Consider the following 19,186-nt stretch of genomic DNA (forward strand, 5'->3'; position numbering starts at 1 on the left):
AGTCCGCCGGGCTTTTCTATTGTTTTCACCGTCAGCTCTATTCCGCGAATTCGACCACAACGCCGGGGCGGACCATTTTCGCCAGTTCGGTCGCATCCCAGTTGGTGAGGCGAATACAGCCATGGCTGTTGGTTTTGCCGATCTTCGACGGTTCCGGGGTGCCGTGAATGCCGTATGTCGGCTTCGACAGGGCAATCCAGACCGTGCCGACCGGGCCGTTCGGACCCGGCGGGATCTGCAGGATCTTGTCGTTCTGGCCCTGCTTGAAGTTGATCTTCGGATTATAGGTGTAGCCGGGATTGAGCGCGATGCGCTCCACCGTGTGCGTTCCGCTCGGCGAAGGCGTATCCGTGGAACCGATGGTGGCGGGATAAGCGGCGATCAGATTGCCGTCCTGACCATAAGCGAAGACCTGCTTGATGCCCTTATGCGCGACGATGCGGGCCACCTGTCCCTTTTTCGTCTCGCCCGGATTGACCACCTTGATGATGGTGCCGGGCACCGTGAAGTCGATGCCGGGGTTCAGTTCCTTCAGGTAATTCTCATCCATATGGAAGCGCTCGGCCAGCGCCTCCGAGGTCTTGGTGAAGGACAAGGCGGGCAGCTGCGATTTCTCGGCATAGTCGTCCGGAATGGAGGCGACATAGGGGCCGGCGGCATCGGCAGCGCTAATGGTGTAGTCGACGATCGGCATGCCGCCCGAGGAGCGCAGACGTTCCAGAATGTCGTCGGAATTGTTCGGGTCCAGCTTTTCGCCGGTCATGTCCTGCCAGGCGGCAATCGCCTTGTTGACGTTGTCACCCATCTTGCCGTCGATTACGCCGGGGGAGATGCCTTCACGGTCGAGGAAAGTCTGAAGTGCGACGATTTCCTGACGGGAACGGTTGACCGGTGTCGTCACCGGCGTGTGGCGTTCGATCAGGTGATCCGGCTGCGGAACGGCGGCCGTGGTGCTTTCGCCGGGCATGGGCTGGCCGAGCGGCCCGCTTTCCACCGCACCGGGGCCGGGAACGGAACCGGTATAGACATTGTCGCCGGAACCGTCGCCGCGATATTCGCGATAGTCACGCACGCTGCCATTGTCCTGATAGCCGTAGTCGCGTTGCGGCTCACGATACTGGCCGCCGGGGGCGGGCGGATAATAGGTTGTGTCGCGCTGCTGGCGCGCCTGCTGCCGCTGCTGCTGATAGCCGGAGGGCATTTCGGTGGCGAGCAGATTGCCGTACTGGTCGTAAAATACCGTGCGACCCATCCCGTCGCGGCTGATGACGATATCGCCGCGCTCGGGCATGAAGTCGAGCACACGGCCATCCGGTGTCACCAACATCGTCTGCTGGTCGCCATAACGCTGCTGCGCGCCAGCCTGTAGCGGGGCGAAAGCCGCCACTACCGTGACTGTCAAACCCAGAGCTGCGTTAAGAAACTGTTTCACGATTCTGCTATCCTTGCTTCGTTCGCCCATAAACACACCGCAATCTTGACCCTATTGTGAAAAAGGTGAATTCGCGGTTAATGCAATCTTAATTTCCGTCACGACTAGTAGCGTTTCCGTGATTCATGCGTTTTTACTGCCACAGGAGAGGTTGTCTTGCGTTCGTTTCAGGCCGGCAGATCGCCCCATATTTTCCTCGATGAAACCTCTGTTTTCGATATTGGTTCGTGTATTGTCGATGGCATCGACATCGCGCCCGGCCGTGCCATTCCCGATGATGGCGATGCGCGTATCGACCACTCATTGGAAGGCTTCCTTTTCACCTGCGGTCCCGATCATATCCGCCATCCCGAGCCGATCGAGGGTGACGGGGAGGGGCGTCGCTATCCGTTGCATGGCTCCTTTTCCTCCCATCCCGCGACGATCATTGCCTTTGACGTTCATGAGACCAATGCATTGGCGCGCGTCGAGGTTCCCGTGAAGCTTGCCGATGGCGGGACTGCGCTGCTGGAGCGGACATGGCGCATCGATGGCGAAAGCGGCGAAGTCAGCCTCGATGACCGGATCGTCAACACTTCAGAGCGGCCGATTCCGGTCTTTCTCATGTATCACATGAATGTCGGTGCCCGTCTGTTTGACGATGCCGTGCGGCTGGAAGGCGCGATGCTGGATGGAGGCGGCCATGGCTGGCGTTTCGGGGATGAGCCGGGCACCGTCTTCTGCGTTCCCGCCGGCAATGATGAATGGGCGGAATTGCAGCTTGGTCCGATTGCGGCCATCGGCGGCAGGACGCTGACCGTGCGCTTTCGCTCGGAGACGCTGCCCTATCTGCAGATGTGGCGTAACCAGCAGGACCCGGCCAATGTGCTCGGCATCGAGCCGGTTTCGCATCGCTGGGTGGGGCGCCGGGAGCTTGAGGCTGCCGGCGAGTTCAATATTCTCCAGCCGGGTGAAAGCCGCTCCTTCGGCCTGCGCTTTTACATCCTTTGATCGCCGTACCGAATGAACACGGCGCATCATTGACGCATGGGTTTTCAGCCCTTACATCGGATGCGGATTTCTAAGGATGGCGAGAGCGTGCCAGCGGCGCGGACGTCGGTTTCAGCGGAGGCAAACATGGATATCAGGCGTATAGACGACGACTATTCGGTCACGGGACAGATCAGCGTCGCCGATCTGGATGAGGTCAAGGCGCTCGGCTTCAAGTCGATCGTTTGCCACCGCCCTGATGGCGAAGAAGATGGTCAGCCGCTTTTTGCCGATATTGCCGAGCGTGCCGAGCAGCTTGGCCTCACCATCATGCATGTGCCGGTCGGCCGTTATGGCGTCGATGCCGATGCCGTTGCCGGCATGGTGGATGCGCTCGACGAATTGCAGCGCCCGATGCTCGGCTATTGCCGTTCCGGCGCGCGCTCCACGGCGATCTACGAAAAGACCCATCACCTGCGCGGCTGATTTTTCGCGCATCATTCTATTTTTAAATGCCAATCAACAGGAGTTTTCCATGACCATCAAGCGTATCGAGCCAGGCAAGCGCATGAGCGGCGCCGTCGTTCACGGCAACACCGTTTATCTGGCCGGCCAGGTTGGCGAAGGCACCAGCGTGACGGAACAGAGCAAGTCGGCGCTGGCTGAAGTCGACCGCCTGCTGGCCGCCGCCGGTTCCGACAAGTCGAAGGTCCTGCAGACCATCATCTACCTCTCCGACATGTCCACCTTCGGCGAAATGAACGCTGTCTGGGAAGGCTGGATCGACCCGGCAAACCCGCCGGCCCGCGCCACCAGCGAAGCAGCGCTGGCAACGCCGGACTACAAGGTTGAATTCATCGTGACCGCTGCTCTCTGAGCATCAGTCTGATTTTCCAAAAAAGGCCGGATCGCGGAATGCGACCCGGCCTTTTTTGATGGGAAATTCGAAACACTCGTTTCGTCATGCTCGGGCTTGTCCGAGGACCCCGAGCATGACGGAGGAGGGGCGATTGTCCCAGGTTTGTGAATCGTTTGCGCCCTTCATTTCAGAAGCAAAGCAAGCGCCTTCTCAAACTGCTTAACCGTCTCCACCCGCGCCGCAAACCACAGCCGGGCCAGATCGTTGGCCGAGGCGAGGTCCATGCCATCCGGGTCGATAGAGGTGATTGTCCAGCGGCCGGTCTTTGCACCGGCGAGAACTGCTAACCGCGATGCTTCGCCCTTGATGGCGTTGAGGCGGGTCGCCTCGCTTTCCGCCGCCGCCATCAGCTCGTGCGCGCCTGACAGATCGGTGCGCAGGTCGGCGGGCGTGATGTTGCTGGCATTGCGGGCCGGGCCGCCATTGATCTGCACGCCTTCCGTCCGCAGCCGGTAAAGCCTTGTGTCGGGAAGGGAGAGATAAAGTTTCGCTTTGGGGTAACGGGCAATGTAGCGCCTGATGGCGAGTGGCGTCTCATCGGGGCTGAGCTGCTCCACCTTGCCCACCAACGTCAGCCGCGGCAGCGTGAGCGCGTCGCCCTTGCCGAATGGCGCAAGCGTCAGCGAGATGCGCGGGTCGGCCTCCATGTTGCGGGCGTGCAGCGTCAGGCCGGCTGCGAAGAAGAACGGCGTGCCGTCAGGCTCAATGCCGATATTGGTGGCGGTGGTATAGGGATAGCCGCTGACTGGATCAAGGGTTGCGAGCGCTGCCGTGCGGGATGTGTGCAGGACATCACGGGCCACGCGCACGGCCTCGAAAGGTGCGCCGGCCGAAGGCTCGATCTTCGCGCCGCGTGGGGTGATGACGGGAGGAGCAACGTCCGGCATGTCGTATCCTGAGTTAGTGGATGCTGAAAGAAGCGTAAAACCTCTCCACGTCATGCTCGGGCTTGTCCCGAGCATCTGCAACCGATCGATTTAACGCGACGTGGTTGGATCCTCGGGGCAAGCCCGAGGACGACGTCAAGCGAGCGTCAGGATTTACACCATGCCGGAGGCATGTCCATGCGTCATGTCAGCTTTTTGTCCTGATCTGTGTCAGCGTGCGCGTCGGCGTGATTGCTTCCGGGTCCAGCTTCACTTCTATGATCGCCGGCTTGCCGCTTGCACGCGCCCGCTCGAAGGCGGCGGCGAAGTCTTGCGTTTTCTCTACCGTTTCGCCGTGGCCGCCATAGGCCTTAGCAAAGGCTTCGAAATCCGGATTGACGAGATCGGTGCCGCTGACGCGGCCGGGATATTCCCGCTCCTGATGCATGCGGATGGTGCCGTAGGTCCCGTTATTCACGAGGACCGTGATAATGGGCAGGCCGTAACGCACGGCGGTGATGAATTCCTGCCCGTGCATCATGAAACAGCCGTCGCCGGCAAAGCAGATCACCTCACGCTCCGGGAAGAGATGCTTGGCAGCGACGGCTGCCGGCAGGCCGTAACCCATCGAGCCCGAGGTCGGGGCCGATTGCGTGTTGTAGCGGCGGAAACGGTGGAAGCGGTGGACCCAGGTGGCATAATTGCCAGCGCCATTGGTGAAGATGGCGTCATCAGGCACATTGGCCTCGATCCAGTCCATGATCGGACCCATCTGCACCGCGCCGGGGCCTGTCTGCGGCGGCGTCGACCAGCTGAGGTAGGCCGCGTGCATGGCGGCCGTGCGGTCTGCCCAATCGTTGACCGAAAGCGAGACGGAGGCAAGGGCAGCGACGAAATCATCCGGTGCGGCGCAGATGGCGAGATCGGGGCGATAGACGCGGCCAAGCTCTTCGGCTTCCGGATAGATGTGAACGAGTTTCTGCGACGGGTAGGGAATGTCGAGCAGCGTATAACCGGAGGAGGGCATTTCGGAGAGGCGGCCACCGAGCAGCACCACGAGGTCGGCTTGCTTGATCTCCTTCGCCAGCGCCGGGTTGATACCGATGCCGACATCGCCAACATAGGAAGGGCTCAAGTGGTCGAACAGCATCTGGCGGCGGAAGGAGCAGCCGACGGGCAGATTGTGTTTTTCGGCGAAAGCCCCGAAAGTCGCGACACTCTCTTCCGACCAGCGTGTGCCGCCGATGATGAAGATCGGGCGTTTTGCCTCGCTCAGCATTTTTGAGAAGGCGGTGATCTGCGACGGGCCGGGATGCGCTTCGACGGGCGTATAGGGTTTTGCTTCCGGCGCTTCGACCTCTTCCACCAGCATATCTTCGGGCAGCGTCAGAACCACCGGGCCGGGGCGTCCGGAGGTGGCGACGGCAAAGGCGCGGGTGACGAATTCGGGAATGCGGCGCGCATCGTCGATTTCGCCCACCCATTTGGCGAATTCGGAGAAGGCGCGGCGATATTCCACTTCCTGAAACGCCTCGCGCTCGCGGGCTTCGCGCTGCACCTGGCCGATGAACAGGATCATCGGGATGGAATCCTGCCTTGCAATATGCAGGCCGGCCGAGGCGTTGGTGGCGCCCGGTCCGCGCGTCACCATGCAGATGCCGGGTTCACCCGTCAGCCGGCCCCATGTATCGGCCATCATGGCGGCGCCGCCTTCCTGGCGGCAGACCACGGTTTCGATGCCGCTTTCATAGAGCGCATCCAAAACCGCCAGATAGCTTTCGCCCGGAACGCAGGAAACGCGGGAGACGCCATTGGCCTTCAGCGCTTCGACAATCAGTTCTCCGCCCGTTCTTTTCATGGCGTGGTGGTCCTTTCGATGTTTTCCAGTTCGGCCAGCACCTGTGCCTGATGCTCTCCGAGCTTCGGGCTGGGGCGTTCATAGCGCAAGGGGGTTTGCGAGAGCACGATGGGGGTGCGCACGCCGGGAATGACGGTGCCGTCTTCCGCTTCAAGATCGACACGCAAGCCCCGCGCCTTGATCTGCGGATCGGCGAACATGTCTTCGATGGAATTGATCGGCCCGGCCGGCACGGCATTCTGCTCGCAGGTGTTCAGAAGATCGCGCTTGTGCCATTTCAGCGTCTCGGTGGAAATGATCTGCCGGACTTCCACCTTATGCGCCACGCGCGCCTTGTTGGTGGCGAAACGCTCGTCATCGGCAATCGCGCCGATGCCGAGGATGTTGCAGAGGCGGCGGAACTGGCCGTCATTGCCGACCGCGAGGATCAGGAAACCATCGGCTGTCGGCACCACCTCATAGGGGGAAATATTCGGATGGGCGTTGCCGAGCCGGACGGGCGGCTTGCCGGAAATCAGGTAGTTCATGTTCTGGTTGGCGAGCACCGCCGATTGCACATCGAGAAGCGCCATGTCGATATGCTGGCCTTCGCCTGACCGTATGGCGTGGATCAGCGCGGCCTGAATGGCCGTCACGGAATAGATCCCGGTGAAGATATCGGCAACCGCCACGCCCGCTTTCATCGGCTGGCCATCCGGTTCACCTGTTATCGACATGAAGCCCGACATGCCCTGTACGATATAGTCGTATCCGGCAAAATCGGCATAAGGCCCGGTCTGGCCGAAGCCGGTGATGGAGCAATAGATCAGCTTCGGATTGAGCGCCCTCAGGCTCTCATAATCGAGGCCATATTTGGCAAGCCCGCCGCGCTTGAAGTTTTCGATGACGACATCGGCGGTGCGCACCAGCCGGCGCACCAGCTCGCAGCCCTCAGGCGTCTTCAGATCGGCAATGATGGAGCGTTTGCCGCGATTGGTGGCGTGGTAATAGGCGGCGGAAAGGTTTTCGCCTTCCGCGTCTTCAACGAAGGGCGGTCCCCATGTGCGGGTGTCGTCGCCGCCTTCGGGGTTTTCCACCTTGATGACGTCAGCGCCCATATCGGCCAGCATCTGCCCCGCCCAGGGTCCGGCCAGAACACGCGCCAGCTCGATGACGCGAATGCCTGATAGCGGCGGTTTCCTGTTCGGCATGTCGGTCATCTGTCCTCCGGTATTTTGTGCCTGCCGGTTATAGACCGCGCCTTGCCCCGCCGCATGTGATTTTATCTCATGGACTTATTCCGTTTCGGCAAAGACATCCTCAGCCGTTAACGACGCGGCCGCACCAGGCGGCGAAATCCGCCGCTACCGCCTGCCAGCCGATCTCGTTCAGCGTTTCGTGCCGCATGCCCTTGTAGATGGTGTGTTCGACATGGCTGAAGCCGGCTTGCCGAAACCGCTCTGCGAGCCAGACGATCTCTCTGCCGTCATTGGTAGCGGCGTCCTGGTCGCCGCTGACCAGCAAAAGCGGCAATGTCTTCGGCAGGCGTTCGATGAGTTTCGGGGCGCGATAGGAGAGTTCGAAGACGTCCTGCCAGAGGGAAACGCTCGCCTCGAACTGGCAGAGCGGGTCTTCCACATAGGCGTCCACTGCCAACCTGTCATGGCTCAGCCAGTCGGCATGGGTGCGCCTTTCCGGCATTTTTGCATTCCAGGCGCGGAAGGTGGCTTTCGGCAGGATGACGCTCGGCACATCGGAGCCTTTCAGCATCTTTTCAAGCCGCAGCACCACCTGTGCGAGACGACCCATCACGCCGGGATTGAGATTGGAATTCCAGATCGACAGGCCATCGAAGGCATCCGGATGACTGACGGCGGTGTTGAGCGCCACGAGGCCGCCCATGGAATGGCCGAACAGGATGACCGGCAGGCCGGGATGTCTTTCGCCGACCATGACCCGCATCGCCATGACGTCGGCGACGACCTTCTCCGCACCATCTTTCCAGGCAAAACGGCCGATCGGCGCATCCGTCGCTTTCGTGCGGCCATGGCCGCGATGATCGTGGGCATAGACCTCGAAACCCTGCTGCGACATGACATCGGCAAAACGGCGGTAACGGCCGGCATGCTCCACGAGGCCATGGCAGATCATCAGCACGCCGCGGGCCGGGACGAGGGTGGAAGGCTGGTGGCGGAAGGCGATGGATGCGCCGGAGGGGGCGTCCAGCCTCTCTATCCGGCTGAAGGCGAAGTTATCCGTCGTCTCATTCATCATCTCACCCATCGTGTCATCACGCAGCTTGTCATAATCATGGGGTCATAATCGTGCCAGAGGTTGCCCCAAGGTCCTATTTACCCTACATAGCGGCAAATTTCCCGATACGTACTCTTAAAAATCCGATGTGGAGCATTCGCTACAATGGCACGTCAATTCATCTATCACATGGCTGGGCTGAACAAGTCCTATGGCGCGAAGAAGGTTCTGGAGAACGTCCATCTCTCCTTCTACCCCGATGCCAAGATCGGTATTCTCGGCCCGAACGGCGCCGGTAAGTCGACCGTTTTGAAAATCATGGCCGGCCTCGACAAGGAATATACCGGTGAGGCCTGGCTCGCCGAAGGTGCGACGCTCGGTTATCTCGAGCAGGAGCCGAAGCTCGACGAAAACAAGACCGTGATGGAAAACGTCATGGAAGGTGTGGCGAGCAAGACGGCGATCGTCGACCGCTACAACGAATTGATGATGAACTATTCCGACGAAACGGCGGATGAGGGCGCAAAGCTCCAGGACATGATCGATAGCCAGAACCTGTGGGATCTGGAAAATCAGGTCGAAATGGCCATGGACGCCCTGCGTTGCCCGCCCGGCGATTCTGCCGTAACCGGCCTTTCGGGTGGTGAGCGCCGCCGCGTGGCGCTTTGCAAGCTGCTGCTGTCGCAGCCCGACCTGCTGCTGCTCGACGAACCGACCAACCATCTGGACGCCGAAACCATCGCCTGGCTCGAAAAACACTTGCGCGACTATCCCGGCGCCGTGATGATGATCACCCACGATCGCTACTTCCTCGACAACGTCACCGGCTGGATTCTCGAACTCGACCGTGGCCGCGGCATTCCCTACGAAGGCAACTATTCGGCCTATCTGCAGGCGAAAGCCAAGCGCATGCAGCAGGAATCCCGCGAAGACGCCTCGCGCCAAAAGGCCATCAGCCGCGAACAGGAGTGGATCGCTTCCAGCCCGAAGGCGCGCCAGACGAAGTCCAAGGCGCGTATCCGTGCTTATGACGAGCTGGTGGAAGCCGCTGAGAACCGCCGTCCCGGCGACGCGCAGATCGTCATTCCGGTCGCCGAACGTCTGGGACGCGTCGTTATCGAGGCGGAAAACCTCACCAAGTCCTATGGCGACCGTGTGCTGATCGAAAACCTCACCTTCAAGCTGCCTCCGGGCGGCATTGTCGGCGTCATCGGTCCGAACGGTGCTGGTAAAACCACACTGTTTCGCATGATCACCGGTCAGGAACAGCCGGATAGCGGTTCGGTGACCGTGGGTGAAACCGTGCAGCTGGGTTATGTCGACCAGAGCCGCGATACGCTGGCGGGTGACAAGACCGTGTGGGAGGAAATCTCCGGCGGCAACGACATCATCAAGCTCGGCAAGTTCGAAGTGAACTCGCGCGCCTATTGCGGTGCCTTCAACTTCAAGGGTGGCGACCAGCAGCAGAAGGTTGGCAATCTCTCCGGCGGTCAGCGTAACCGCGTGCACCTTGCCAAAATGCTGAAGGCCGGCGGCAACGTGCTGCTGCTCGACGAACCGACCAACGACCTTGATACCGAAACGCTGGCGGCACTTGAAGAAGCGCTGGAAGCGTTTGCCGGTTGCGCCGTTATCATCAGCCACGATCGCATGTTCCTCGACCGTCTGGCCACCCACATCCTCGCTTTCGAGGGTGACAGCCATGTGGAATGGTTCGAAGGCAACTTCGAAGACTACGAAAAGGACAAGGTCCGCCGCCTCGGCCCGGAAAGCATCAAGCCCGGCCGTGTGAGCTACAAGCGCCTGACGCGCTGATCCTTTTCCGCTCTCTGCAAAAGGCCCGCCGTAAAGCGGGCCTTTTCGCGTGTAATAAGTGGACTTGATCAAGGTGTAAGACAGTTTGTGCTTGCATCCCGCGCCACATCGACATAAAGATATCTTTATATGTTGATTAGCTTGCGAGGCGCGACAGAGTGGCGTTCGGTTTAGACAAATTGGTGGATCTCTTGAAGGCGGCGGGTGAACCGACGCGCTTCCGATTGCTGGCGCTTCTTGGGGCTGGCGATCTGACCGTCACCGATCTTACCGAAATTCTCGGCCAGTCGCAGCCGCGTATTTCCCGTCACCTCAAGCTTTTGACGGAAGAGGGGCTGATCGAGCGTTATCAGGAAGGCGCCTGGGCCTATTTCCGCCTGCGGCAGGATGGTGAGCCCGCCGTTGTCGTCCGACAGCTGCTTGGCGCGGCATCGCCCGCTGACGCCGTTCTCCAGCGTGATAGTGAACGTCTTACAACCGTCAAGCGGGCCAGAGCGGAGCGGGCGCAGGATTATTTCAGCCGCAATGCGTCCGCCTGGGATGAGCTGCGCCGTCTGCATGTGAGCGACGAGGCCGTTGAAGGCGCGCTGTTGAAGCTGGTGGGCACCACGCCGGTCGATTCGCTGCTTGATCTCGGCACTGGCACCGGCCGCATTCTCCAGCTTCTGAGCGGCATCTATCGCCGGGCGATCGGTGTCGATGCCAGCCGCGACATGTTGTCGGTGGCGCGCGCCAATCTCGACAAGGCGGGCGTGATCAATGCATCCGTTCGCCATGGCGATATTCTCAACCTGCCGCTGGAAGGCCAGGATTTTGATCTGATCGTCATCCATCAGGTTTTGCATTTTCTCGACCAGCCAGAAATCGCACTTTCCGAGGCCGCGCGTATGCTGCGTCCCGGCGGGCGGCTGATCGTCATCGATCTTGCGCCGCATTCCTTCGAATATCTGCGCGATGACCATGCCCATATCCGGCTCGGCTTTTCGCATCCGCTGATGGAAGAATGGCTGAAAAAGGCCGGGCTCGCGCCCGACCGCGCCGTTGACCTTCATTCTGAAAAAGCGTCCGACGAAGCTTTGGACGTGACGATATGGGTTGCCCGCGACCAACGGCTGCTGATGGCAGACGATGTGGTGCAAGAGGCGGTTTTACTTGGCTCCCGGAGGGCATGATATGTTGAGGTCGGAAACCATGCGCCACAATGGCGATAACCGGGGCGATATCCGGTTATCTTTCGAGTTTTTCCCGCCCAAGAATGCCGAGATGGAAACCCATCTCTGGGAAACGGTTGCCGAGCTGAAAAAATGGAACCCGGATTTCGTGTCGGTCACCTATGGCGCTGGTGGGTCCACCAAGGCGCCGACGCTGGATGCGGTGCGCCGGATGATCGGTGACAGCCATCTGCCGACTGCCGCGCATCTGACCTGTGTGGATGCCAGCCGTGACGATGTGCATCAGGTCGTCGAAGAGTTCCGCAATGCCGGCGTTCGCCATTTCGTAGCGCTGCGGGGCGATCCCTCCACGGGCATCGGCACGGACTACAAGCCACACCCGGAAGGTTACGAGAACGCCGCCGCTCTGGTGAAGGGCCTGCGCGAGATCGGTGACTTCGAGATTTCCGTGTCGGCCTATCCGGAAAAACATCCCGAAAGCGCCAGCGAGGCTGTCGATATCGACATGCTGAAGCGCAAGGCGGATAATGGCGCGACCCGCGCGCTGACGCAGTTCTTCTTCGATAATGACGTGTTCGAGCGTTACATGGAGCGGGTGACGGCGGCGGGCATCACCATTCCGGTGGTGCCGGGCATCATGCCGATCCAGAACCTTCATCAGCTCAAGCGTTTCGCTGGCCGTTGCGGCACCAGCGTCCCCGGTTTTCTGGATGAGCGTTTCGAAGGTTATGACGACGATCTCGAAGGGCGCGCCCGCGTCGCTGCCGAAGTTGCCGCCGAGCAGATCGCCGATCTGCAGCGGCGCGGCGTGAACGAATTCCATCTCTATACGATGAACCGCGCGCCGCTGGTTGATGCCGTGCTAGAAAATCTCGGGCTGGAGCGTTTGCGCCGCAGCGCCGCCTGAAGTAAAAAAGTTTATTTTCGACATGAAAAAAGCGCAGGTCCCTCGGGGCCTGCGCTTTTTAAATTCGTGTCATCTACGGTTCTTATCTGCGTTTGGTCTTCACGTCTCGTTAGATGAAAAGCATCATCGCTACGAACAAAAACGCCAAACCGACTGCCAAGGCATTGAGAGATTTTGTAAGTCCCATGGGTGCCTCCTGTTGTTGACAGGTTCGATAATATGACCGTTTTGTGGCAGTTGAAAAGCGGTTTCTGTGATGCAGTGCAGCACGTTTGGCAGTCGCATAAAAAAGCGTTTTCTGTAATATATTGAAAATAAAGGATTATTTTCTAATCACGCACTGCTTCATTTATTTAAAAAAAGTAAATGACCGGGGTGTTATCCCCAGTCATCCGGTCGAGATTAACGATTTTGCCTTGATTCCGGCGGACAGATTAAAGGCCCGCCAGCGTCGTTAAGATTGCTTAAAGCGCCTGCAGAAGAGCCGCCGAGGGCCAGCCATCCGCGGGCATGCCGAGGCGCTGCTGTTCCTTCTGAATGGCGACGCGGGTGCCGGAACCGAGGATGCCATCGACCTTGCCGACATTGTGTCCGCGTGCTTCAAGCTTGGTCTGAAGCTCCTTCATCGTCGCGTCATCGAAGCCGGGCTCTGGGTTGCCCTTGGTGTAGACGGGCGCGCCCATCAGCCGGTTGGCGAAATAGGCGGCCGAAGTCGTGTAGATGAACGACTGGTTCCATTCCAGATATATGTTGAAATTCGGATAGGTGATGAAGGTCGGTCCCTTGCGGCCCTGCGGCATGATGAGGGCTGCGGGCAGGGAAGCGAAGTTTTTGTTGCCGTCACGCGGGGTCACGCCCAGCGCGAACCATTCGCCGGCGGTGAGCGGACCGCCGAGGCCGGATTTTTCCCATGGCAGGTTTTCCGGCAGGGAGACTTCCTGAATCCACGGCTCGCCCTTCTTGAAGCCGAGATGCTGGATGAATTTTGCAGCCGTCAGGATGGCATCCGGGGCGCTGTCCTTGACGTTGATGTGGCCGTTGCCGTCACCATCGACGCCGAAAGCGATGATGTCCTTGGGCAGCATCTGCACCTGGCCGATTTCACCGGCCCATGCGCCGGTGTTGGCGGCGGGGTCGAGATCGCCATGCTGGACCATTTCAATGAGCGCCAGCAGTTGCGGACGGAAAAGTTCCGGACGGCGGCAATCATGCGAGAGGGTCACCAGCGCGTTGCGGGTGTTGAAATCACCCTGAACGGCGCCGAAGTCGGTTTCCATGGCCCAGAAGGCGGCGATGACGCCGGCCGGTACGCCATATTCACTTTCGGCGCGGGCGAAGGTGGAGGAGAGCTCCTGCAGCTTCCTGCGGCCGATATCGAGACGGGCCTGGCTGACGGTGCGCTGGGAGAATTCGAGGAAGGTCTGGCGGAAGACGCCCTGTGCACGGTCACGCGACAGCACCTTCGGGTCGATCTGCGCGCCGGCAAGCGCCTTCTGGATCGCGTCGGCCGGAATGCCCTTGGCCAGCGCATCGGCCTTCACGCCTTCGAGAAATGCGCCGAGATCACCGCCGCAGGCGACCTGCTTGGGATCGTCAGGCGAGGCGACGGGCGGCGTGGCAAGGGCGGAGCCAGTGGAAAGAAGCGACAAAGCGGCGGCAAAAATGATGCTGCGCGACCGGAAGGTAGACATGGGAATTTCCTCAATGGGTTGTAGGCCCGCTTTACCCATATGTTTGCGACAAAAAAACGGGTCTCGCAGCCAGACGACAGGTGAGAACGCGGTTTTTTCGAATGTGTTGCTTCTTGGCCGTGTTTATTTGGCGGAAGCGACCCATTTACGCCAGTTTTTCTCGCTGCCGGCAAAAACATTGATGTCGGTCGGGCCGTTGACGCCGGGCACAACCCCGGTTGCCGTATATTGCCAGAAGGCCCATTGGCGTTCCTCGTAAATCTTGGCCGGATGGGCGGCGACGGAGCGCACCCAGAAATGGTAATTCTTGAACTGGCCGACGAGATTGTCGCGGTGGAAATCAACCGAGGTGTAGATGATCGGTCGCTTGCCGTAATGGTCTTCAAGACGATCCATGAAACGCTGCATTTCGGCGCGAACGATGCCCGGCGCGGGCCTTGTCTTGCAGGTGGGCGAGGAGGGGTTCCACTCCACATCGAGAACCGGGGGCAGGGTGACGGCTTCCTTCGGCACGTTGCGAATGAACCAGTCGGCCTGAGCATCGGCTGTCGAGCAGAAATAGTAGAAATGGTAGGGCGCGTGCAGAATGTCTGCCGCTGCCGCACTGCGCCAATGGTCGCCGAATTTCGGATCGATGCGGTCTGATCCTTCGGTCGCTTTGATGAAGACGAAGGAGACGCCGGATTTGCGCACGGTTTGCCAGTCGACGTCGCCGTTCCATTTGGACACGTCGATGCCGTGCACCTCATGGCGATGCGGATTGTTCATGCCGAAATCCTGCGGATCGGTATCGGCAAATTTCGGCTTGGAAACGGATGCGGTTTCAAGCAAGTCGTAACTCGTGGAGGTGCAGCCGCCGATCAATAGCAAAGCCGACAATAGTGCCGATAAACGCAGCCGCATTTGAACCCTGATGAAAGTGTTGTTGCCCATCCCGCAGCCGCAACATGGCGCGGCGCATCTCCCAATTTAGCCATAACATGGTAAATAAACTGATATGGCAAGGGGCAACGGCCTTTTTCGGCCTTGCAAGGCACTGAATATGAAGCGATTTGTCATCCGGTCCGCAAGAAAACGCCGGAGTTCTCTCTGGTGCGCGGCGGTTGGAATAGTATCGGGCGGTGCCGCGCCTGCCTCCGAATCGACAAGGCGCAATCCGTCGAAAATCAGGCGTCCGCCAACATCCGGCTGATTTTCGGCTGCATTTCGGCGACCGGAAGCGTGATGATGGCTCGCCAGGCGTAACCGCGGGCAATCTCTTCGAATTGGAGATTGCCGTCAAAGCGGCCAGCCATATTGGCCAGAACATAACGAAGATTGGCGCGGGGCGTGACGTGGAAACGGGTGAGCCACGCCTGCAGAAGGGTGCGGAACCACTTCGGCAATTGTTCCTGCTGGCCGAAATCGACGATATGCAGCGAGCCGCCGGGTTTCAGCGCCGTGAGCGCCCGCTCGATCGCCTTTTCCCAGTCCGGTATCATCGATAGCGCATAGGGGATCATGACGCGGTCGAAACCGTCAGGCTGGCCGAATTCAGCAGCGCGGAAGGCAGTGGCATCGGCCACGCGCAGGATGGGGCGCTCCGCCTTGCCGGCAAAATTTTCCGATGCGGTCAGCAGCATTTCGGAAGAAATATCGAGGCCGAACAGTTTTGCCTGCGGAAACTTGCGGCTGGCCAAAAGCAGGTTGCGGCCGGTGCCACAGCCAACTTCCAGCAGCGTGCCGCCATTCGGTACGTCGAGGCCGGAAATGGTCCGGTCGCGGCCGAGAAGATAATATTTGCGGGTAATATCGTAGATATGCCGCTGGTGGCGATACATGCGGTCCATCATGCCCGCATGCGCGCTGTCTGCAAGGCCCACATTCTCGCCGATGGTTTTCATGCCATAGCCCTCTGATAGATATGGAAGCCGCCATAGATTGCCGAACGATCCATGGCGTTCAGCTCTTGCGAACGCTCCTCGAGATAGACCCACTGGTTGCGGATGTCGGTGGAGAGCCGACCTTCGATAACGCTTTTTTCGGCGGCGGTGCGGAAGATGACGCGCGCGCCGGGAGCAGCAGTGCGGCTGATCTGGGACCACAACTCGTTGAGCTGCCCGTCCGTCATCCAGTCCTGCGCGTCGAGAAGAATGTAGCGATCAACGCCGCTTGCCGGCTTTTTGGAAAGAAGCTCGGTATAGGTGGCGTGATGCACCGCGACGCGGGCCGTATTGTTGCGGATCGTCTCGTAATATTCCGGCTTCAAATAGGCGGGCAGGGTGCCTTCATGCGGCTCGGGATAACGGCGTGCAAAGGCCTGCCAGGCGAAATAATTGTCGCTGAGCGGGAAATTGCAGGCGAGCTTTTCCAGCCGCTCCCTAAGCACGGAGGCAACCGTGCCGTCGTCGGAAAGGCTGGCCAGCTCGTCATATTGGCGGGGCGGAATGCCGAGGCCGAAAAGCGAGCTTTTGCGCTTCGTCAGCCAGCGCACCACGGGCTTGTCGAACAGCGGCGCGACCTTGCTGTCGAAAAACTGGCGCTGTTCATCCATCGTGCGGCTATTGGCCATTTCCGTCAGCTTGACGCCGTGCAGGCGGGCCATGAGGTGACCGGCGCCGATGAAACGGCCGAGCAGGCCGGTACGGTAGATGTTCCTGTCAAACACAGAGATGCGGCGGCGACCGGACAGGGTGCGCTTCGACCAGTAGGCCTTGGTCGTGTCGTCGAGGTGATCGGCGATGAAACGGTCGTAACCGTTGCTGTTGCTGCGCGTATTGGCGCGGCCGAAGTGACGCACCACGTCCTGATGGGCGGGCAGGTGGCGGAAGGCGGCGAGCTTCAGCTTGTTAAGGGCGATGTGATGCGGGTTCAGATCCACGACATCGATGCTGGCAGGGTTGCGGGAGAGATAGGCCAGCATGTTGCAGCCGCCCGAACCGATGGTGACGATGCGATGGCCTTCGCCCAGTTCCATCGCCTCCATGTCGATTTCCGGGTCTTCCCAGATTTGCGGATAAACGAGACCGGAGAAAAGAACTCCGAAGAACCGTTCGGACAGGCCGCTTTTCGAGAGTGCCTTGTGCTGGAGCAATGCGGACTTCAGTTTCGTGTTCTTGCTGAAGCCGGTCTTGGGTGCCGCACTCGTCATATGTTCACCTCTCAGTCGATTGAGAGGCGTCTACAGCCGTGACGCTACAGTTTGATGACAGGGGCTGTGGGTGAAAGCAACGAATCAGAAAGACGGTGGGGAAACCAGCCCGTGCCCGCCCTGAACCGGACACCAAAGAAGAGCGCGTCGCTAGATGGGAATGCGAGCCACGCACTCACGCAGACGTCATCTTCGGGCTTGTCCCGAGGACCTGCAACGGATCGATTTTTTCGATGCGCTTAGATCCTTGGGACAAGCCCAAGGATGACGAAACAAAGTACCTGGCATGTTTACCAGAGAAGCTGCAAGCTGCGTGGCTTCTCCACCATAGTCAAAGCTATTACTTCCGCAGAACGTGCAGCATGCCCTTGCGCTTGGCGTCGTAATAATATCCGCGAGCATAAAGACGGACCGCGTTGTCGCGGTTGTTATCGGCCACCAGCCACGCGCCGCTCAGATATTTGACGGCGTATTTGAGGTTGGTTTCGGCATCGAACAGGCCAGAGGCAGGGCCATCGAAGCCCATGGAGCGGGCCGTGGCGTGCCTGATCTGCATCAGGCCGAAATTGCCGCTGTTATAGGCGCCGGGATTGTACATGCTCTCACGCTGCACAACGCGGTGAACCAGATCTTCCGGCACATTATACATGACGGCATATTTGGAAATCAGCCCGCTCAGCTTTTCGCGCCCTGCGGGCGCTGCTTTGAGCGGCACCGTCATCGCTTCGTTCTGCCGGATGGCGGCAAGGGCGGCGTTGGTGGGGCCGGAGGCGTAAGCGAGAACCGTGCTGTCCGGCTTCGGCAGCGGAATGACTTTCCGCTCCGCCGTCAGTTCCGTGCCGATGGAAGGCGAGCCGGGCGGCGGCGGTGCGGGTGGGAAGCTGCCCTTCACGGCAACGACCTGTGGCAGATCGGCTGCGGCGTTGTGGATGGCCGGCTGTGTCGCTGAGCCAGCGGTTTCAATCGCGGCTGCCGCCGGAGTGACGCCTGTCGGTGCGAGAGCCGCGACCGTGGTCGGCGCGGATGTCATCACCGCGGCTTGAGCCACTTCATTCTGCTGCGGCTGCATCTGCGCGCTAATGGCGGCCGCCGCTGCGATTTCAGAGGCCGGCGGCAGGGCCACGCGTCCGCCCTTGACGGCGACTGCGGTGGGAAGTGCTGCAGGCTGGGAAGAGGTTGCCGCATCAGCGGTCTGGGTCGCCGGTGCGGCTGCTGTCGTCTGCGTCGATGCCTGGGCGGATGCCGTAGCGGGGTTGACTGTCGCGATTTTCGGGCCGTTCGGACCTTCCTTCGCGGTATATTCGACGCTGGTGCAGCCGCTCAATGCCAATGCCAGACCCACGGTGGAAGACAGAAGAAGTGCACTTCTTCCGCGGAATTTGCCCGAATTTCGCATGTTGCCGCCTTCGTTATGCCTGTCTCTCGATACCCCCGCGTCAAGCGAAGCAGGCAGTGTCCCGTCGAGCCTTCATTAACCTATTGTAAGGATAGCGGCAAGCCGGGACGTGGTGTCCCGGTTTTTCAGGCTGCGATGCGCCTGTATCCGGCGCTGACGGCGCGGCCGGAAATGAAGTGGGTGCGGTACTTTGGCCGGATTTTTTTCTCGCCCGACATGCGGCGCACTAGCGCCAGTGTGGAGCCGGCAAACAGCGCCTGTGCGGTCAGAACGGCGAGCGCCACGAGCAGGATCGCGGCCTGCGCCATGGCCAGCGTTTCCACGGCGTTGCCGGAGGTGGACATGAATTGCGGCAACAGCGCCAGAAAGAACGTGAAGTAGCGCGGACGCAACGCGGCAATGGCGTAACAATCACGGAAAATGCCGCTCCATGATTTGCCTGGCAGATTGTCGTTATCGGCATTGGCCGCCTGGGCGGCGGGCGTCGCAAATGTCCACAGCAGAAACAGCATCAGCCAGCCGATGCCGGCCCATTGCACTATACCCAGAAAGGATTGCGGCAGATAAGCCAGACCGGCCACCGGAATGGCTGAGATCGTCATGGCTGTGACGATGCCGAGCGCGCCGCCGCTGACGGAGGCGAAGATGGTCTTCTTGCCGCGGATGGCGGCATAAGAAGCGACAGAGAACACAAGGGGAGAGGGAAGTGCGAACACAACGGCACATGCTGCACAAAAAATCAGCCAGGCCTGTCCAGACATTCTTTTCCTCCTTGCCCTCCCTGTCACCGCATTAATTA

17 protein-coding genes are annotated in these 19,186 nt (G+C 60.0%); 6 read left to right on the forward strand and 11 right to left on the reverse strand.

The features are described from left to right. Window positions 1–37: 37 nt before the first annotated feature. Window positions 38–1,432, reverse strand: coding sequence for a L,D-transpeptidase (locus DXT96_RS12305; RefSeq protein ID WP_149900151.1), 1,395 nt, complete (start codon window positions 1,430–1,432; stop codon window positions 38–40). 156 nt (window positions 1,433–1,588) lie between these two features. Here DXT96_RS12305 and DXT96_RS12310 point away from each other — a divergent pair, with 156 nt between their 5' ends. The 3 genes from DXT96_RS12310 (at window position 1,589) to DXT96_RS12320 (ending at window position 3,278) form a co-directional block, all read left to right on the forward strand. After that, window positions 1,589–2,422: an aldose 1-epimerase family protein gene (locus tag DXT96_RS12310; protein ID WP_153515032.1), complete on the forward strand. Its 834-nt coding sequence runs from the start codon at window positions 1,589–1,591 to the stop codon at window positions 2,420–2,422. 126 nt (window positions 2,423–2,548) lie between these two features. Continuing rightward, on the forward strand, window positions 2,549–2,887 hold the full coding sequence (locus DXT96_RS12315) for a TIGR01244 family sulfur transferase (RefSeq protein ID WP_153515033.1): 339 nt from the start codon (window positions 2,549–2,551) through the stop codon (window positions 2,885–2,887). A gap of 49 nt (window positions 2,888–2,936) precedes the next feature. Beyond that, window positions 2,937–3,278, forward strand: coding sequence for a RidA family protein (locus tag DXT96_RS12320; protein WP_052818029.1), 342 nt, complete (start codon window positions 2,937–2,939; stop codon window positions 3,276–3,278). 164 nt (window positions 3,279–3,442) lie between these two features. On the opposite strand, the gene DXT96_RS12325 is transcribed toward DXT96_RS12320, so the two are convergent. The 4 genes from DXT96_RS12325 to DXT96_RS12340 form a co-directional block, all read right to left on the reverse strand. Next, window positions 3,443–4,207, reverse strand: a complete 765-nt coding sequence (locus DXT96_RS12325; RefSeq protein WP_153515034.1) for a HugZ family protein — start codon at window positions 4,205–4,207, stop codon at window positions 3,443–3,445. A 187-nt stretch (window positions 4,208–4,394) separates the two neighbouring features. Next, on the reverse strand, window positions 4,395–6,044 hold the full coding sequence (locus tag DXT96_RS12330) for a thiamine pyrophosphate-binding protein (protein WP_153515035.1): 1,650 nt from the start codon (window positions 6,042–6,044) through the stop codon (window positions 4,395–4,397). Next, entirely contained in the window at window positions 6,041–7,243 is a 1,203-nt protein-coding gene (locus DXT96_RS12335) for a CaiB/BaiF CoA-transferase family protein (RefSeq protein ID WP_153515036.1), read from the reverse strand. The genes DXT96_RS12330 and DXT96_RS12335 overlap by 4 nt, the downstream gene beginning before the upstream one ends. 100 nt (window positions 7,244–7,343) lie before the next feature. Further along, the gene (locus DXT96_RS12340) at window positions 7,344–8,294 is read right to left on the reverse strand and encodes an alpha/beta fold hydrolase (RefSeq protein WP_153515130.1); all 951 of its coding nucleotides are present in this window, start codon (window positions 8,292–8,294) and stop codon (window positions 7,344–7,346) included. A gap of 147 nt (window positions 8,295–8,441) precedes the next feature. Here DXT96_RS12340 and ettA point away from each other — a divergent pair, with 147 nt between their 5' ends. From ettA to metF, 3 genes are all read left to right on the forward strand, one after another. After that, window positions 8,442–10,091, forward strand: a complete 1,650-nt coding sequence (gene ettA / locus DXT96_RS12345) for an energy-dependent translational throttle protein EttA (RefSeq protein ID WP_149900157.1) — start codon at window positions 8,442–8,444, stop codon at window positions 10,089–10,091. A 158-nt stretch (window positions 10,092–10,249) separates the two neighbouring features. Beyond that, a complete protein-coding gene (locus tag DXT96_RS12350; RefSeq protein ID WP_149900158.1) occupies window positions 10,250–11,263 on the forward strand; it encodes a metalloregulator ArsR/SmtB family transcription factor in 1,014 nt (337 codons plus the stop codon). 1 nt (window position 11,264) lies between these two features. Beyond that, the gene (gene metF, locus DXT96_RS12355; protein ID WP_188356072.1) at window positions 11,265–12,170 is read left to right on the forward strand and encodes a methylenetetrahydrofolate reductase [NAD(P)H]; all 906 of its coding nucleotides are present in this window, start codon (window positions 11,265–11,267) and stop codon (window positions 12,168–12,170) included. 464 nt (window positions 12,171–12,634) lie between these two features. On the opposite strand, the gene DXT96_RS12360 is transcribed toward metF, so the two are convergent. From DXT96_RS12360 to DXT96_RS12385, 6 genes are all read right to left on the reverse strand, one after another. After that, window positions 12,635–13,861, reverse strand: a complete 1,227-nt coding sequence (locus DXT96_RS12360) for a lytic murein transglycosylase (RefSeq protein ID WP_153515037.1) — start codon at window positions 13,859–13,861, stop codon at window positions 12,635–12,637. A gap of 123 nt (window positions 13,862–13,984) precedes the next feature. After that, entirely contained in the window at window positions 13,985–14,764 is a 780-nt protein-coding gene (locus DXT96_RS12365; RefSeq protein ID WP_153515038.1) for a GH25 family lysozyme, read from the reverse strand. Between the two features lie 263 nt (window positions 14,765–15,027). Beyond that, on the reverse strand, window positions 15,028–15,744 hold the full coding sequence (locus tag DXT96_RS12370) for a class I SAM-dependent methyltransferase (protein ID WP_194287627.1): 717 nt from the start codon (window positions 15,742–15,744) through the stop codon (window positions 15,028–15,030). Beyond that, complete coding sequence (locus DXT96_RS12375; protein WP_153515039.1) at window positions 15,741–16,991, reverse strand: DUF3419 family protein; 1,251 nt, start codon at window positions 16,989–16,991, stop codon at window positions 15,741–15,743. Before DXT96_RS12375 ends, DXT96_RS12370 begins: the two co-directional genes overlap by 4 nt. Window positions 16,992–17,331: 340 nt before the next feature. Then, window positions 17,332–18,387 (reverse strand): transglycosylase SLT domain-containing protein, encoded by a 1,056-nt coding sequence (locus tag DXT96_RS12380; RefSeq protein WP_153515040.1) that lies wholly within the window; start codon window positions 18,385–18,387, stop codon window positions 17,332–17,334. Window positions 18,388–18,512: 125 nt separating this feature from the next. Beyond that, on the reverse strand, window positions 18,513–19,148 hold the full coding sequence (locus tag DXT96_RS12385) for a LysE family translocator (protein ID WP_153515041.1): 636 nt from the start codon (window positions 19,146–19,148) through the stop codon (window positions 18,513–18,515). Between the last annotated feature and the right edge of the window lie 38 nt (window positions 19,149–19,186).

The sequence above is a fragment of the Agrobacterium sp. ICMP 6402 genome (assembly GCF_009498615.1).
Classification (GTDB): domain Bacteria; phylum Pseudomonadota; class Alphaproteobacteria; order Rhizobiales; family Rhizobiaceae; genus Agrobacterium; species Agrobacterium burrii.

Bases quoted from the DNA above. Each gene is read 5' to 3' on its own strand.
- DXT96_RS12380 (WP_153515040.1), bottom strand. From the start codon at position 18,387: ATGCGAAATTCGGGCAAATTCCGCGGAAGAAGTGCACTTCTTCTGTCT.
- DXT96_RS12340 (WP_153515130.1), bottom strand. From the start codon at position 8,294: ATGAATGAGACGACGGATAACTTCGCCTTCAGCCGGATAGAGAGGCTG.
- DXT96_RS12325 (WP_153515034.1), bottom strand. From the start codon at position 4,207: ATGCCGGACGTTGCTCCTCCCGTCATCACCCCACGCGGCGCGAAGATC.
- DXT96_RS12335 (WP_153515036.1), bottom strand. From the start codon at position 7,243: ATGACCGACATGCCGAACAGGAAACCGCCGCTATCAGGCATTCGCGTC.
- ettA (WP_149900157.1), top strand. From the start codon at position 8,442: ATGGCACGTCAATTCATCTATCACATGGCTGGGCTGAACAAGTCCTAT.
- DXT96_RS12365 (WP_153515038.1), bottom strand. From the start codon at position 14,764: ATGCGGCTGCGTTTATCGGCACTATTGTCGGCTTTGCTATTGATCGGC.
- metF (WP_188356072.1), top strand. From the start codon at position 11,265: ATGTTGAGGTCGGAAACCATGCGCCACAATGGCGATAACCGGGGCGAT.
- DXT96_RS12375 (WP_153515039.1), bottom strand. From the start codon at position 16,991: ATGACGAGTGCGGCACCCAAGACCGGCTTCAGCAAGAACACGAAACTG.
- DXT96_RS12315 (WP_153515033.1), top strand. From the start codon at position 2,549: ATGGATATCAGGCGTATAGACGACGACTATTCGGTCACGGGACAGATC.
- DXT96_RS12360 (WP_153515037.1), bottom strand. From the start codon at position 13,861: ATGTCTACCTTCCGGTCGCGCAGCATCATTTTTGCCGCCGCTTTGTCG.
- DXT96_RS12385 (WP_153515041.1), bottom strand. From the start codon at position 19,148: ATGTCTGGACAGGCCTGGCTGATTTTTTGTGCAGCATGTGCCGTTGTG.
- DXT96_RS12320 (WP_052818029.1), top strand. From the start codon at position 2,937: ATGACCATCAAGCGTATCGAGCCAGGCAAGCGCATGAGCGGCGCCGTC.
- DXT96_RS12370 (WP_194287627.1), bottom strand. From the start codon at position 15,744: ATGAAAACCATCGGCGAGAATGTGGGCCTTGCAGACAGCGCGCATGCG.
- DXT96_RS12330 (WP_153515035.1), bottom strand. From the start codon at position 6,044: ATGAAAAGAACGGGCGGAGAACTGATTGTCGAAGCGCTGAAGGCCAAT.